Annotated in this window: 13 protein-coding genes; 9 read left to right on the top strand and 4 right to left on the bottom strand. The window is 41.5% G+C overall.

The features are described from left to right. Position 1: 1 nt before the first annotated feature. The 3 genes from CWC16_RS07915 to CWC16_RS07905 all read right to left on the bottom strand — a co-directional run bounded on the left by CWC16_RS07915 (position 2) and on the right by CWC16_RS07905 (position 3,055). A complete protein-coding gene (locus CWC16_RS07915; RefSeq protein WP_055019756.1) occupies positions 2 to 418 on the bottom strand; it encodes a SufE family protein in 417 nt (138 codons plus the stop codon). Positions 419 to 431: 13 nt separating this feature from the next. Next, on the bottom strand, positions 432 to 1,658 hold the full coding sequence (locus tag CWC16_RS07910) for an aminotransferase class V-fold PLP-dependent enzyme (protein ID WP_138541148.1): 1,227 nt from the start codon (positions 1,656 to 1,658) through the stop codon (positions 432 to 434). Positions 1,659 to 1,768: 110 nt separating this feature from the next. Next, positions 1,769 to 3,055, bottom strand: a complete 1,287-nt coding sequence (locus tag CWC16_RS07905) for a citrate synthase (RefSeq protein WP_138541147.1) — start codon at positions 3,053 to 3,055, stop codon at positions 1,769 to 1,771. Positions 3,056 to 3,471: 416 nt separating this feature from the next. On the opposite strand from CWC16_RS07905, the gene sdhC reads away from it, so the two are divergent. The 8 genes from sdhC (at position 3,472) to sucD (ending at position 13,339) form a co-directional block, all read left to right on the top strand. Continuing rightward, entirely contained in the window at positions 3,472 to 3,849 is a 378-nt protein-coding gene (sdhC, locus tag CWC16_RS07900) for a succinate dehydrogenase, cytochrome b556 subunit (RefSeq protein ID WP_082429331.1), read from the top strand. Beyond that, positions 3,840 to 4,187 carry a succinate dehydrogenase, hydrophobic membrane anchor protein gene (gene sdhD, locus CWC16_RS07895; protein WP_055015985.1) on the top strand — a complete coding sequence of 116 codons (348 nt, stop codon included), beginning with the start codon at positions 3,840 to 3,842 and terminating at the stop codon, positions 4,185 to 4,187. The genes sdhC and sdhD overlap by 10 nt, the downstream gene beginning before the upstream one ends. Further along, entirely contained in the window at positions 4,188 to 5,960 is a 1,773-nt protein-coding gene (gene sdhA, locus CWC16_RS07890) for a succinate dehydrogenase flavoprotein subunit (protein WP_055015984.1), read from the top strand. Between the two features lie 10 nt (positions 5,961 to 5,970). Continuing rightward, positions 5,971 to 6,687, top strand: a complete 717-nt coding sequence (locus CWC16_RS07885) for a succinate dehydrogenase iron-sulfur subunit (protein WP_004586682.1) — start codon at positions 5,971 to 5,973, stop codon at positions 6,685 to 6,687. A gap of 89 nt (positions 6,688 to 6,776) precedes the next feature. Further along, on the top strand, positions 6,777 to 9,596 hold the full coding sequence (gene sucA, locus CWC16_RS07880; protein WP_138541146.1) for a 2-oxoglutarate dehydrogenase E1 component: 2,820 nt from the start codon (positions 6,777 to 6,779) through the stop codon (positions 9,594 to 9,596). Between the two features lie 3 nt (positions 9,597 to 9,599). Beyond that, a complete protein-coding gene (odhB, locus tag CWC16_RS07875) occupies positions 9,600 to 11,123 on the top strand; it encodes a 2-oxoglutarate dehydrogenase complex dihydrolipoyllysine-residue succinyltransferase (protein WP_138541145.1) in 1,524 nt (507 codons plus the stop codon). A 177-nt stretch (positions 11,124 to 11,300) separates the two neighbouring features. Then, the gene (gene sucC / locus CWC16_RS07870; RefSeq protein ID WP_004586679.1) at positions 11,301 to 12,467 is read left to right on the top strand and encodes an ADP-forming succinate--CoA ligase subunit beta; all 1,167 of its coding nucleotides are present in this window, start codon (positions 11,301 to 11,303) and stop codon (positions 12,465 to 12,467) included. Next, positions 12,467 to 13,339 (top strand): succinate--CoA ligase subunit alpha, encoded by an 873-nt coding sequence (gene sucD / locus CWC16_RS07865; RefSeq protein WP_004586678.1) that lies wholly within the window; start codon positions 12,467 to 12,469, stop codon positions 13,337 to 13,339. Before sucC ends, sucD begins: the two co-directional genes overlap by 1 nt. Before the next feature lie 63 nt (positions 13,340 to 13,402). Here sucD and CWC16_RS07860 read toward each other — a convergent pair whose 3' ends face one another. Beyond that, entirely contained in the window at positions 13,403 to 14,473 is a 1,071-nt protein-coding gene (locus CWC16_RS07860; protein WP_138541144.1) for a DUF3083 family protein, read from the bottom strand. Between the two features lie 208 nt (positions 14,474 to 14,681). On the opposite strand from CWC16_RS07860, the gene glnS reads away from it, so the two are divergent. After that, positions 14,682 to 16,346, top strand: coding sequence for a glutamine--tRNA ligase (gene glnS, locus CWC16_RS07855; protein ID WP_138541143.1), 1,665 nt, complete (start codon positions 14,682 to 14,684; stop codon positions 16,344 to 16,346). The last annotated feature ends 112 nt before the right edge of the window (positions 16,347 to 16,458 follow it).

Raw genomic sequence — 16,458 nt, 5'->3', positions numbered from 1 at the left:
TTTAATTGAGCTTGTTTGCTGCCATGCTTTGAATTGCCTCTACCATGGCTTTTATTCCGTTCCCACGAGATGCACTAAGGTGTTTAATCAAGCCTAACTTTTCAAATTCGTCATACGCATTAATATTCACGACTTCTTCAGGTGTTAAGCCATTATAAAGCGCTAAAATTATCGCTAATAAGCCTTTTACAATGCGGGTGTCTGAATCGCCAATAACCACTAAACGATTCTCGCTATCGTCAAACTCCATAAACATCCACACTTTGCTCTCACACCCAGGAACAAGTGCGTCATCGGTTTTAAGTACATCCGCTAAAGCGGGAAGTGTTTTGCCCAAAAGCATTATTTCGCGATATTTTTGCTGCCAAGATTGCGCATGTTGTATAGGTTTAATTACGCTGTTAAACGTATTTGTCATGAGTTATCCTAAATTAGTCTAATAAATCAATCGATTCTTTCAAGGCATGGATGAAATTATCTACATCTTGATGAGTATTGTAAAATGCAAAGCTTGCTCTAACAGTGCCTTTTACCCCTAAATGATGCATTAATGGTTGCGTACAATGGTGACCGCTGCGCACTGCAACGCCAAATCCGTCAAGCAAAGTTGCCAAATCGTAAGGGTGTTCAGCTTTATAATTGAAACTAAGGGTACCAATATTATTGTTTAGGTCACTATAGATAGTAACCCCATCAATTTTGCTTAGCTGTGTCGCTGCATAATTAAAAATTGTCCGCTCATAGCGCTGTAATTGTTGTATGTTTAGGGCTGATAAATAATCAATTGCTGCACTAAAGCCAATTACTCCGGCTATGTTTGGGGTGCCAGTCTCAAATTTTGCAGGAGCGGCTCGGTAGGTGCTTTTTTCAAGGGTAACGGTATCAATCATCTCACCACCCGTTTGGTACGGGGTAAGCGCATTGAGTAATTCATAGCGTCCATATAAGCCCCCAACACCCGTAGGGCCAAGCATTTTATGTGCTGAGAAAACATAAAAATCGCACCCGAGCTGTTTTAAATTAGGGCGTAAATGCATAGCTCCTTGTGCGCCATCGACAACAACTAATGTGCCGACTGCTTTCGCTGCAGCTATTAGTGGAGCTAAATTGGTAATATTACCTAATGTGTTAGAGGCCTGGCTGATACATAGCACCTTTGCTTTAGTGTGTGTGATAAAGTCTATGCAGCGCGCTATATTAAACGTCGCGTTTTGCTCAAGAGGGAGTACAGATAGCGTTGCCCCCGTATTTTGCGTTAATACCTGCCAAGGAACGATATTAGCATGGTGCTCAAGTGGCGTAATTAATACCGTATCTTCGTGAGTAATTTGACTTTGTAGGCCATGAGCAAGTAAATTTAGCGCCTCTGTTGCACCTTTTGTCCAGACTATTTCATTAGCCTTTACGTTAAAGTAATCTGCTATTTTTAATCTTGCTGCTTCATACTGCTCAGTAGCGCGCTCGCTTAAGGTGTGACGGCCTCTGTGAACATTTGCGTTGCTTAAATTATAAAAACGAGTGGTTGCATCAATCACGCTTTGTGGCTTTTGCGACGTTGCGCCAGAGTCTAAATAAACTAAAGGGTTGCCATTAAGGGTTTGGTTTAAAGTAGGGAAGTCATTGCGGATTTTTGTTATATCAAACTCTTGAGAAGGCATGGCTATTCAACATCTATAAATTTAGGCAGGAATTGTAATCGGTTTCATAAAATTGACAAGCAAAGCGCACAAAAAAGGCCGCAAAAGCGGCCTTTTTTAACTAACTAAGTTTAGCGCTTGTCAGTTGATACGAAGTCACGTTGCGTGTAACCAGTATACATTTGACGAGGGCGGCTGATCTTATGGCCAGGTTGAGATAGCATCTCATCCCAGTGAGTGATCCAACCAACTGTACGTGCCATTGCAAAAATTACAGTGAACATGCTTGTTGGAATACCAATCGCTTTTAAGATAATACCTGAGTAGAAATCAACGTTAGGGTAAAGTTTCTTCTCTACAAAGTATGGGTCTTCAAGGGCAATTTGTTCTAGCTTCATAGCGATATCAAGAAGTGGATCTTGAATGTTAAGCTCTGCTAAAACTTCATGACATGTTTGACGCATTACCGTAGCGCGTGGGTCGAAGTTTTTGTAAACACGGTGGCCAAAGCCCATAAGACGGAACGGGTCAGACTTATCTTTTGCTTTTGCAACGTACTCATCAATACGATCAACAGAACCAATCTCTTCTAACATGTTTAAACATGCTTCGTTAGCACCACCGTGAGCAGGACCCCAAAGAGATGCGATACCCGCTGCAATACATGCATATGGGTTAGCGCCTGAAGAACCGGCTAAACGTACTGTTGACGTTGAAGCGTTTTGCTCGTGATCAGCATGAAGCATGAAGATTTTGTCCATTGCTTTAGCTGTTACAGGGTTAACTTTGTATTCTTCAGCCGGTACAGAGAACATCATGTGTAAGAAGTTTTCTGCGTAGCTTAAATCGTTACGTGGGTAAACAAACGGCTGACCAATGTTTGTTTTGTACGCCATAGCTGCAATAGTCGGTAATTTAGCGACAAGTTTAATAGCGCTTGTTTTACGTTGGCTTGCATCAGTAATATCAAGATCTTCGTGGTAAAAAGAAGATAATGCGCCTACTACACCACATAACATGGCCATTGGGTGAGCATCGAAGCGGAAACCTTGGAAAAAGTTAGCAATTTTCTCATCAAGCATGGTGTTATGCGTGATTTCTTTTGCAAATGAATCGTATTGCTCTTTAGTTGGTAACTCACCGTTTAATAGTAAGTAACAAAGCTCGATGTAGTTAGAGTCTTCAGCTAATTGCTCAATTGGGTAACCACGGTGAAGTAATACACCTTTACCACCATCAATGTAGGTGATTGCAGATTCACAAGAGCCAGTCGACATGAAACCTGGGTCATAAGTAAAGTGACCGTGTGAACCTAACGTACGTACGTCGATTACATCTTGGCCAGCAGTGCCTTGATAAATTGGAAGTTCGATTGGATCTAGTCCATCAATATGGACTGTGGCTTTTTTATCTGCCATCTATGTATCTCCTATTAAGATATCTATTCTGATTTTTAGATTTTTAAAGTTCTGAAATCTTGTTTTAAGCACATCTTCGCATTTTAACGTGAAAGAGGGGGTTAAAGTCAATTTTTATAAACATTATGCACATATGTATAATAAATATTCGCCATCAATTAAATATTATACTATCGGCTAATTCGCAAACGTCTCTAACTAAACAAGAATTGTAAAACAACCTTTGGGTATATATACTATCGGAGGTTTTAAACCGCTTTGTATTTAGGTAAACATATTTTTACAGCGTAATTTTTGCAGATTTGTGAACTTTTGCTGTATTGACACGTTTACTTTGATAGTTCCACCAGAAATTTTGGTGGGTTTTAGAAAAACAAGTAGATGAGCTCCAATGTGAGCAAGATGGGCAAGTAACTGTGAAAAAGCAAAGACCTGTAAATCTAGATCTAACAACTATATCTATGCCGGCAACGGCTAAAGCATCAATTTTTCACCGCGTCACCGGTGTTGCATTATTTTTTGCTTTAACGTTTGTCATTTGGGCTTGGTCTGAGTCTCTTTCTTCAGCTGAAGGTTTTGAATTCGTCAAGGGTCTGTTTAGCGGATTCATTGCCAAATTCATAGCTTGGGGCACACTTTCTGTATTGGGTTATCACCTTATTGGTGGTATCCGTCACATCATTATGGATATGGGCCACTGGGAAGAACTTGAATCGGGTAACCTGAGCGCTAAAGTTGCAATGGCACTTGGCGTTGTATTTGCCGTACTGGCAGGGGTGTGGATATGGTCTTAAATCAAGCAACTCTTAAACGTGATGGTGTACAAGATTTCGTATCTTTACGTACCACGGCTCTAGTAATCACCGCATATGCGATTTTTATTATCGGCTATTTTTTAGCAATGCCAGAAGTCACTTTCGAAGCCTGGACAGGCCTATTCTCTAATCTTGCTATGAAGGGTTTTACGCTAATTACCCTAGTATGCATGATGGTTCATACCCGCATTGGCCTTTGGCAAGTTTTAACGGATTACGTTAAAAACGCTAAACTACGCGCTGTTTTAGGCTTTGTATTAAACCTGATGGCCGTTGCTTACGTAGCTATTGGTCTAATCGTTTTATGGGGTGTTTAAGTGAAATATTCTGTTCGTGAATTTGACGCCGTTGTAATTGGTGCAGGTGGTGCAGGTATGCGCGCCGCTCTTGCCATTACTGAATCAGGCAAAACGTGTGCGTTAATATCTAAAGTATTCCCAACACGCTCTCACACTGTATCTGCACAGGGTGGTATTACAGTAGCGCTAGGTAATTCGCACGAAGATAACTGGGAATGGCATATGTACGATACCGTTAAAGGTTCCGATTTTATCGGCGACCAAGACGCTATCGAATACATGTGTCAAACTGGCCCAGAAGCTATTACTGAATTAGAAAACATGGGTTTACCATTTTCGCGTTTTGAAAATGGCCGTGTTTACCAACGTCCTTTCGGTGGTCAATCGAAAAACTTTGGTGGTGAACAAGCTGCACGTACTGCAGCAGCAGCTGACCGTACTGGTCATGCTTTATTACACCTTCTATACCAACAAAACGTAAAAAACCAAACCAATGTATTCTCTGAATGGTATGCACTTGATTTAGTTAAAAACGATAATGGTGATGTAGTAGGTTGTACAGCAATTGAGATTGAAACAGGTGAAATCACTTTCTTCAAATCAAAAGCTGTTGTGCTTGCAACCGGCGGTGCTGGTCGTATTTTCGCATCGACAACTAATGCCCACATTAATACGGGTGATGGTGTTGGTATGGCAGCCCGCGCTGGCGTTGCTATGCAAGATATGGAAATGTGGCAATTCCACCCAACGGGTATAGCAGGTGCTGGTACACTTGTAACAGAAGGTTGTCGTGGTGAAGGGGGTTATCTTTTAAATAAAGATGGCGAACGCTTCATGGAACGTTATGCACCAAACGCAAAAGACTTAGCGTCTCGTGATGTAGTTGCACGTTCAATGATGACTGAAATCCGTGAAGGTCGTGGTTGTGATGGTCCGTGGGGCCCACATATTAAGTTGAAACTTGACCACTTAGGTGAAGAGACGCTTAATCTACGCCTACCAGGTGTTTGTGATCTTGCTAAAACATTTGCTCACGTTGACCCTGCTAAAGAGCCAATTCCGGTAATACCTACGTGTCATTACATGATGGGTGGTGTTCCAACTAACGTAAATGGTCAAGCGCTACAAATCGATGCTAATGGTAACGAAAAAGTAGTAGAAGGCTTGTTTGCAGTTGGTGAGATTGCCTGTGTATCTGTGCATGGTGCAAACCGCCTAGGTGGTAACTCATTACTTGATTTAGTTGTGTTTGGTCGTGCTGCTGGTAACTTCTTAGGTAAATACCTAAACGAAGTTGAAATTACTAAAGCGCCTTCTGCATCTGATATAGATGCTTCGCTTGCTCGCTTTAATCGTTGGGAAAATTCAACGGCTGGTCAAGGTGAAGACCCAGTACAAATCAAAAAAGACTTACAACAATGTATGCAGCTTAACTTCTCGGTATTCCGTGAAGGTGACTCTATGGCGACAGGTCTTAAAGAGCTTAAAGAGATTCGTGAACGTCTGCAACATGCGCGTCTTGATGATAAATCATCTGACTTTAATACGCAGCGTATCGAATGTCTTGAACTAGACAACCTTATGGAAACAGCATACTCGACTGCAGTTGCTGCAAACTTCCGTACTGAAAGCCGTGGTGCACACTCTCGCTTTGACTACCCAGATCGTGATGACGAAAACTGGCTATGTCACTCAGTATTCAATCCTGTTACGGATGAAATGAGCAAGCGTGAAGTAAACTACGCGCCTAAGACGCGTGAAGCGTTCCCACCTAAAGCACGTACCTACTAGGAGCGAGACGATGGCACAAGTACAATTTTCAGTTTATCGTTACAATCCGGACGTTGATAACGCACCTCGAATGCAAGAATACACTTTGCAAACAGAGGAAGGTCAGGACATGATGGTATTGGACGCACTTTTATTACTAAAAGAGCAAGATCCTACTTTATCATTCCGTCGCTCATGTCGTGAAGGCGTGTGTGGTTCTGATGGCGTTAACATGAATGGTAAAAATGGTTTAGCATGTATTACACCATTATCTACGCTGCAAAAAGGTGGCAAAGGTACTATTGTAATTCGTCCTTTACCTGGCTTACCTGTGGTACGTGACCTTGTTATTGACATGAGTCAGTTCTACACTCAGTACGAAAAAGTTAAACCATACTTAATTAACGATCAGCCAGCGGCTGGTGAACGTCTTCAATCTATTGAAGAACGTGATAAATTAGATGGGCTTTACGAGTGTATTTTATGTGCATGTTGTTCTACATCGTGTCCTTCGTTCTGGTGGAATCCAGACAAGTTCATTGGTCCAGCAGGCCTTCTTCATGCTTACCGTTTCTTGGCTGATAGCCGCGATACGGCAACTGAAGAGCGTTTAGCAGACTTAGACGATGCGTTCAGTGTGTTCCGTTGCCACAGTATCATGAACTGTGTTAGCGTTTGTCCTAAGGGTCTTAACCCGACCAAAGCAATTGGACAAATCAAATCTATGTTATTAAACCGCGCGGTTTAATCACTTAGTAACGTAAGATGGCTAATATTTTTATTAGCCATCTTGTTATAACAACTATTAATTTCTGCGCTAAAGAAAAGGGCTTATAAATGCACGAAGGTGTGATGAAGGCATGGCTAGAATCTTCACATTTAAACGGCGGCAACGTTGCTTATGTAGAAGAGCTTTATGAAGCGTATTTAGATGATGCGACTTCTGTGCCAGAAGAATGGCGAGAAGTGTTCGAACAATTACCAAAAGTAGATGGTGTGGATGTTGAAGTAAAGCATTCAGAAGTTCGTTCACAGTTTGCGGCGCTTGCTAAAAACAAGCATAGAGAGGTAGTGGTAGCTGAGGGTAGTGGCGGTGATCTTAAACAGGTCAGAGTACTACAACTTATTAATGCTTTCCGCTTTCGAGGACACCAAAATGCTAACCTAGATCCGCTAGGCATTTGGCAACGAGAGCGTGTTCGAGATTTAGAGCTAGAGTACCACGACTTATCTAAAGCTGATTTTGACCGCGAATTTAATGTAGGATCGTTTGCCGTAGGCCGCGATACTATGCCTTTAGGTGAACTATACCAAGCACTAAAAACTACTTATTGTGGTTCTATCGGTGCTGAGTATATGCACATCACATCAACAGAAGAAAAGCGTTGGTTACAACAGCGTTTAGAGTCTGTTCAATCACGACCTACTTTTTCTAAAGAAGAAAAATTGCGTATCCTTAAAGGATTAACCGCAGCAGATGGTCTTGAAAAATATTTAGGTGCAAAGTTCCCTGGTGCTAAACGTTTCTCACTCGAAGGTGGTGATGCGTTAGTTCCTATGCTTAAAGAACTTATTCACCGTGCTGGCGAAAGCGGGCAAAAAGAAGCTGTTATCGGTATGGCTCACCGCGGGCGTCTAAACGTACTAGTTAACGTGTTAGGTAAAAACCCATCTGAGTTGTTTGATGAGTTTGCTGGCAAACACAACGATACGTTAGGCTCGGGTGATGTTAAATACCATATGGGTTATTCTTCTGACTTTGCGACCAAAGGTGGCAATGTTCACATGGCGCTTGCGTTCAACCCATCTCACCTAGAAATTGTTAATCCTGTGGTTATGGGTTCTGTAAGAGCTCGTTTAGATCGCTTAGGTGACAGCTCAGGTAGTAAAGCATTACCAATTACCATCCACGGTGACTCGGCAATTACAGGCCAAGGTGTTGTACAAGAAACATTTAACTTGTCACAAACAAACGCCTTCTCATGTGGTGGTAGTATCCGTATAGTTGTAAATAACCAAGTTGGTTTTACAACCTCAAAACAAGATGACGTACGTTCTACTGATTACTGTACTGACATTGCAAAAATGGTTCAGTCGCCAATCTTCCACGTTAATTCTGATGATCCTGAAGCCGTTGCATTTGTTACTCAACTTGCACTTGATTTCAGAAATCAGTTTAAACGTGATGTAGTAATCGATTTAGTATGTTACCGCCGCCATGGCCATAACGAAGCTGATGAGCCTAATGCTACACAGCCTCTTATGTATCAAAAAATTAAAAAACATGCGGTACCTCGCCTTATCTACGCTGATCAACTTATTTCTGAAGGTTCATTCACAGAGAATGAGGTGAAAGCTTTAGCCGATGAATATCGTAACGGCTTAGATGAAGGTAACTGTGTTGTTGAAGAAATCCAGCCAGAGACTTCACACTCATCTGATTGGGCTAAGTATGTAGGACACGAGTGGAACGTTGACTACGACGCAAGCGTACCGGTAGACAAGCTAAAAGCACTTGGCGAACAAGTTGCGCAGTTCCCTGAAGAATATAAAGCACAGTCTCGTGTTAAAAAGATTTACGATGACCGTAAGCTTATGGCCAATGGCGAAAAACCACTAGATTGGGGTATGGCAGAAACACTTGCATATGCAACAATTGCCTCTGAAGGCACTGATATTCGTCTAACGGGTCAAGATTCAGGCCGTGGAACTTTCTTCCACCGCCATGCTGTAGTGCATAGTCAATCAGATGGTTCAACGTACTTACCTCTTCAGCACTTAAGTGAAGAACAAGGTACGTTTGAAGTATACGATTCAGTATTATCTGAAGAAGCCGTGCTTGCTTTTGAGTATGGTTATGCAACAGCTGAACCTACTTCATTAGTACTGTGGGAAGCCCAATTTGGTGACTTTGCTAATGGTGCACAGGTAGTATTTGACCAATTCTTAAGTTCTGGCGAACAAAAGTGGGGTCGTTTATGTGGCCTAACGTGTTTACTGCCGCATGGTTACGAGGGACAAGGTCCAGAGCATAGCTCTGCACGTTTAGAGCGTTTTTTACAACTATGTGCTGATCACAACATGCAAGTGTGTGTTCCTTCAACACCTGCACAAGTTTACGCTATGCTACGTCGTCAATCTGTTAGACCACTTCGTCGACCACTGATTGTAATGACACCAAAATCATTACTTCGTCATCCACTTGCGGTATCTTCGCTCGAAGAACTTTCACAGGGTGTATTCCATAATATGATCGACGAAATCGATGATATTAATCCTGAGAAAGTAGAGCGCGTGGTATTTTGTAGTGGTAAAGTTTATTACGAACTATTACAAGAGCGTCGTAAGCTTGAGCAAGACAACATTGCTATTGTACGTGTGGAGCAACTTTACCCGTTCCCACATGCAGAAATGGACACGATTATGGAGCGTTACCAGCACGTTACTGATTTTGTTTGGTGTCAAGAAGAGCCACAAAACCAAGGTGCTTGGTACTGTTCGCAACATCACTTTATTGATGCAATCCCACAAGGTGCTAAATTAACTTACGCGGGACGTAAGGCATCAGCATCTCCAGCGTGTGGTTACATGTCAGTACATACTAAAGAACAACAAGCGCTCGTTGCAGACGCGCTTACTATACAAAAGAAAGGATAAGCAATGAGCACAGAAATTAAAGTTCCTGTTCTTCCTGAGTCGGTTGCAGATGCTACCGTTGCTACATGGCATGTAAGTGTAGGCGACAAAGTAAGCCGTGACCAAAACTTAGTAGACATTGAAACAGATAAAGTGGTTTTAGAAGTGGTTGCACAAAATGACGGTGTAATTACTGAAATATCACAAGAAGAAGGTGCAACGGTACTTGGTGATCAAGTTATCGGTTTACTTGATGATGCTGATGCAGCACCAGCAAGTGACAGTGCTCCGGCAAAAGAAGAAGCCGCACCTGAAAAATCAGAAGACGCGCCTGCGGCGCAATCAGCTCCAGCATCAGAAGGTAAAGAAGTGGACATTAAAGTACCTGTACTTCCAGAATCAGTTGCAGACGCAACAATTGCTACATGGCATGTACAACCAGGTGAAGCGGTAACTCGCGACCAAAACTTGGTAGATATTGAAACTGATAAAGTTGTTCTTGAAGTAGTAGCTCAAGAAGACGGTATCATGGGCGAGCAACTAAACGCAGAAGGCGATACTGTACTTGGTGAACAAGTTATTGGTAACGTTAAAGCGGGCGGTGCTCCAGCAGCACCTACAGCTAAAGCAGAAGAAGCGCCTGCTGCAAGTGAGTCTAACGATAGCTCAGATGTGTTAACGCCTTCTGTACGTCGTTTAATTGCTGAAAAAGGTCTTGATGCGTCTAAAATTAAAGGCACAGGTAAAAATGGCCGCGTGACGAAAGAAGACGTTGATACTTTCCTAAAAGCGCCTGCTCCAGCGGCTAAGAAAGAAGATACTTCAGCACCAGCTGCACCTATGGGTGACCGTACACAAAAACGTGTACCAATGACGCGCTTACGTAAAACCATTGCTAATCGTTTATTAGAAGCGAAAAACTCAACAGCAATGTTAACTACGTTTAACGAAGTAAACATGAAGCCTATTATGGACCTTCGTAAGCAGTACCAAGAAGTATTTGAAAAGCGTCACGGTATTCGTTTAGGCTTTATGTCTTTCTACGTGAAAGCAGTAACTGAAGCACTTAAACGCTTCCCTGAAGTAAATGCATCAATTGATGGCGATGATATTGTTTATCACAATTACTTTGATATCAGCATCGCTGTATCTACGCCACGTGGTTTGGTTACACCAGTACTTAAAGATTGTGACAAGTTGTCTGTTGCAGAAATCGAAAAAGGTATTCGTGAATTAGCCCTTAAAGGCCGTGACGGTAAACTAACACTTGACGATATGACAGGTGGCAACTTTACCATTACTAACGGTGGTGTATTTGGCTCGTTACTTTCTACGCCTATTATCAACTTACCACAGTCATCAATTTTGGGTATGCACAAAATCCAAGAGCGTCCTATGGCTGTAAATGGTAAAGTTGAAATTCTTCCAATGATGTATTTGGCACTATCTTACGATCACCGCCAAATCGATGGTAAAGAATCAGTTGGTTTCCTAGTGACTATTAAAGAGTTACTTGAAGATCCAACTCGCTTATTACTGGATGTTTAATCGAGTAGTATGAAATATAAGCTGTGAATGACAATTCACAGCTTTTTTTTTGCGCCTTTGGTCTTACTGGGGTTTTCATGTTAAGCCTTGGGATCTATACTAGGTGCGCAATTTGGGATAGCTGTTTATTTGCATAAATATTCAGCTCTTTTAGTATAAAAAATTGGATAAAGCATCATGAATTTGCATGAGTATCAGGCAAAACAACTTTTTGCCGAATATGGTTTACCAGTTTCTCAGGGTTTCGCTTGCGATACACCTGAAGAAGCTGCAGCAGCTGCCGAAAAAATCGGCGGTGATATGTGGGTTGTTAAGACTCAGGTTCACGCAGGTGGCCGTGGTAAAGCTGGCGGTGTTAAGCTAGTTAAAACAATCGAAGAAGTAAAAGAATTCGCTGCTAACTGGTTAGGTAAAAACTTAGTTACTTACCAAACAGACGAAAATGGTCAGCCTGTTGCTAAAATTTTAGTAGAAAGCTGTACAGATATCGCTAACGAATTGTACTTAGGTGCAGTTGTTGACCGTGCTTCTCGCAAAGTTGTTTTCATGGCGTCTACTGAAGGCGGTGTTGAAATTGAAACGGTTGCTGAAGAAACTCCAGAGCTTATCCACAAAGCAGAGATCGATCCATTAGTGGGTCCTCAAGCTTACCAAGCACGTGAGTTAGGTTTTAAACTGGGTCTTAACCCTACACAAATGAAGCAGTTCGTTAAGATCTTTATGGGTCTTGGCAACATGTTCAACGATTTTGATTTCGCACTTCTTGAAATCAACCCGCTAGTAATCACAGACGAAGGTAACCTTCACTGTCTTGACGGCAAAATCGGTATCGATGGTAATGCACTTTACCGTCAACCAAAAATCCGTGAAATGCATGATCCATCTCAAGAAGATGCTCGTGAAGCACACGCAGCAAGCTTCGAGCTTAACTACGTAGCACTAGATGGTAACGTAGGTTGTATGGTTAACGGTGCTGGCCTAGCGATGGGTACTATGGACATCGTAAACCTACACGGCGGCAAGCCAGCTAACTTCCTAGATGTTGGTGGCGGCGCAACTAAAGAGCGTGTTTCTGAAGCATTCAAAATCATCCTTTCTGACGATAACGTAAAAGCTGTTTTAGTTAACATCTTTGGTGGTATCGTACGTTGTGACATGATTGCTGAAGGTATCATTGGCGCAGTTAAAGAAGTAGGTGTAAACGTGCCTGTAGTTGTACGTTTAGAAGGTACTAACGCTGAACTAGGTCGTGACGTTCTTAAGAACTCAGGCCTTGATATCATCGCTGCTGAATCACTAACAGACGCTGCTGAGAAAGTTGTAGCTGCTGCGGAGGGCAAATAATGTCTGTATTAATCAATAAAGATACAAAAGTTATCTGTCAAGGTTTCACTGGTGGTCAAGGTACTTTCCACTCTGAGCAAGCGCTTGAGTACGGTACACAAATGGTTGGTGGTGTAAGCCCAGGTAAAGGCGGTCAAACGCACCTTGGTCTTCCAGTATTCAACACAGTACGCGATGCAGTTAAAGAAACAGGCGCAACAGCGTCAGTTATCTACGTACCAGCACCGTTCTGTAAAGATGCAATCTTAGAAGCTATCGATGCGGGCATCGAGCTAATTGTTTGTATCACTGAAGGTATCCCAACACTCGACATGGTTGACGTTAAAGTTAAGCTTGATAACTCGGGTGTTCGTATGATCGGTCCTAACTGTCCAGGTGTTATCACTCCGGGCGAGACTAAGATTGGTATCATGCCTGGTCACATCCACAAACCTGGTAAAGTAGGTATTGTTTCTCGCTCTGGTACTTTAACGTACGAAGCAGTTAAACAAACTACAGACGCTGGTTTTGGTCAGTCTACGTGTGTTGGTATTGGTGGCGACCCAATCCCAGGTACTAACTTTATCGACGTGCTAGAAATGTTCGAAAAAGATCCACAAACTGAAGCAATCGTGATGATTGGTGAAATCGGTGGTACTGCAGAAGAAGAAGCTGCAGAGTACATTAAAGCTAACGTAACTAAGCCTGTTGTTTCTTACATTGCGGGTGTAACTGCACCTGAAGGTAAGCGTATGGGTCACGCTGGCGCAATCATCGCAGGCGGTAAAGGTACTGCTGATGAAAAATTTGCTGCACTTGAAGCTGCTGGCGTACAAACTGTACGTTCACTTGCTGATATTGGTAAGGCACTTAAAGAGAAAACAGGCTGGTAATCAGTTTGCTTAATCTTTAAAAAAGGCTCGCGAATGCGAGCCTTTTTGTTATTAGTTAAAAAATTAGTACGGGTAACTAATGTGTTGAAAAAATCGTACTGATAAATCTTGCCGTTCTTTATTTATTGCCAATTCTGAGCACATAGCGTGTATTGTTTTCTCTACTTGATTCATAAAGCGGCCATAGCCCATTTCATGTTTATCTTTATGAGTGGCAACAATCACAAAATGTAGAGACTCAACTAACTTTTCAGCATTGAAAAAAATATGTATTTGTGTGGCTGTACCATTTACATCAAAACTTATTTTTTGTAATTCTGCATTCCCATCATTTTTATCTATTTGGCTATTACGCACTATTGGCCTTGCACCGTTGGCAACCATAGCACCGTGAGTTAAAGCGCATCGCTCACAGCAGTCTTTAAAAGATGTGGCAAAGTAATTGTAAAAATCAGTGTAGTTATTTTTATTTATTAAGCTTTGAAACTGCGTTTTAATGCCCCGAGAAACCGGTATAGAAAATGTTGCATAGGTCATTTCTGCATGCTCTGCGGGTATTTTACATTGGCGAGCTAAATAGCGAGGATACAGGCTTCTTAGCTTGTAGCCGTAACTTTGGTTGCAGCCTTTGTTCTTAGCAAATAAGTCATAGGTTAAATGTTGGTGATCGCGAAGTTTAAACTGAGGCTGTTCAATAAATAATTGGGATTGTAAATTATCTAACACTTTTTGCACTTTGCCGTGAAACTGTGCCGAGCTTGCACGTAAATCATCACCAGTAGCTAAAAATAACAAGCGAATTTTTTTACTTTTAAAAGTAGGGGTGTAGTGTAGTTTATGCGCTTCGTGGTAACGCGGGTTGTAAAAAAATAACATTTGCTTTGCTGTTTCTAATTGATACGACTCATCATGAAATCTCACAACGGGTAACTTGTCGTTAGCCAGTAAGTGTACATTATGCAGCTCGTATTCATCACAGCTTGCGAATAGCTGTTTAGCAATACGGTTATAGCAACTATCAATGTTTGTAAAGCTAGTATAAAAGTCATCAGAGGGGGTAATTTCAGCGAGTAAATAGTGATTAGCGCGCGCATTTGTTGGAATATAAACTCTGTGTTGTGTAGAACTGGCCATTTTAGAATCCTTTTATGGTGCTTAAGTTTAGGTACTATAAATGGCTTTCATGACTCAAATATTGCGCTAAAACAAATTTAAGTAATAAACTAATGCAGCATTGCCATAATAACTAGAATAAAGGCGCATCTAGTGCTGTATGTTAGTGTTTGTTTTTGTAATAATGCATTAGTTTTGTTATCACGAATATTCAGAGGATCGCACTCCTATGGCGGAAATTGAGAATCGCCCAAGTAACTTTATAAGAACTCGAATTGATGAAGATTTAGCAAGTGGCAAACATGCAACTACGCATACACGTTTTCCACCTGAACCAAATGGCTTTTTACATATTGGCCATGCAAAATCAATTTGTTTGAATTTTGGCATTGCAAAAGATTACGATGGTTTATGTAACCTACGCTTTGATGATACAAATCCAGAAAAAGAAGATATTAACTACGTTAATTCAATCAAAGAAGACGTACAGTGGTTAGGCTTTAATTGGAGTGGCGAGATAAAATACTCGTCAAACTATTTTGATACTCTATACGGCTATGCAGTTGAGCTTATTGAAAAAGGCTTAGCGTATGTGTGTTTTTTAACTGCCGATCAAGCACGTGAGTATCGCGGTACGTTGAAAGAGCCAGGAAAAAACAGCCCATACAGAGACACTTCAGTAGAAGAAAACCTGGCATTATTTGAAAAAATGCGTGCGGGTGAATTCAAAGAAGGCGAGTGTGTTCTGCGCGCTAAGATTGATATGGCAAGCTCATTTATGGTGCTTCGCGATCCAATTATTTATCGCGTTCGTTTTGCTCACCACCATCAAACAGGTGACAAGTGGTGCATATACCCAATGTATGACTTTACGCACTGTATTTCTGATGCACTTGAGGGCATAACCCATTCATTGTGTACGCTTGAGTTTCAAGATAACCGCCGTTTATACGATTGGGTACTTGATAACATTAGCCTTGAATGCCACCCACAACAAATTGAGTTTTCGCGCTTAAATCTTGAATACACAATTATGTCTAAGCGTAAGCTAAACGATTTAGTTGTGAATAACTATGTTGAAGGGTGGGATGACCCACGTATGCCAACGATTGCTGGTTTACGTCGTCGTGGTTATACACCGGCTTCTATTCGTGAGTTTTGTTTACGTATAGGTGTGACTAAGCAAGAAAACATGGTTGAAATGGGCATGCTTGAAGCATGTATCCGTGAAGACTTAAATGAAAATGCACCACGGGCAATGGCAGTACTCGATCCTGTTAAAGTGGTAATAGAAAACTTTGATGCAGATAAAGTAGAAACATTGTCGGTAGCTAACCACCCGAATAAAGAAGAAATGGGGCGTCGTGAAGTACCGTTTACTCGTGAGCTTTACATCGAGCGTGAAGATTTCCGCGAAGAAGCGAATAATAAATTTAAACGCTTAGTACTCGATAAAGAAGTACGCTTACGTGGTGCTTATGTAATTAAAGCTCAGCGTGTAGAAAAAGACGAAAGTGGTGAAATCACCACTATTTACTGTACTTACGACAGCGAAACTTTAGGTAAAAACCCAACTGATGGCCGTAAAGTAAAAGGGGTTATTCATTGGGTTTCAGTGCCTGAATCGGTTAATGCAGAAGTTAGATTGTATGACCGTTTATTTAATGTGCCAAACCCAGCTGCGGCTGAAGAGTTCGAATCTACATTAAACCCTGATTCGTTAGTTGTACTTGCAAATGCAAAACTAGAAGCGTCGCTTGCTAAAGCAGAACCAGCACAAGGTTTTCAGTTTGAGCGTACCGGCTATTTCTCACGTGATACTAAATCAGAACATTTAGTATTCAACCAAACGGTTGGCCTTAGAGATTCTTGGGCTAAAATCGAGAAGCAGTAACGCTTTAAAATACCAATTTGCATAATATATCATTATTGCAAATTGGTATTTAACATAGTTTAAATGCTTAATTTAGAACATAAAAAAACCTGCAATTGCAGGTTTTTTTATA

The organism is Pseudoalteromonas sp. S3776 (assembly GCF_005886915.1).
In the GTDB taxonomy this organism is placed as follows: domain Bacteria; phylum Pseudomonadota; class Gammaproteobacteria; order Enterobacterales; family Alteromonadaceae; genus Pseudoalteromonas.
This window is presented reverse-complemented; position numbering and strand designations above follow the sequence as displayed.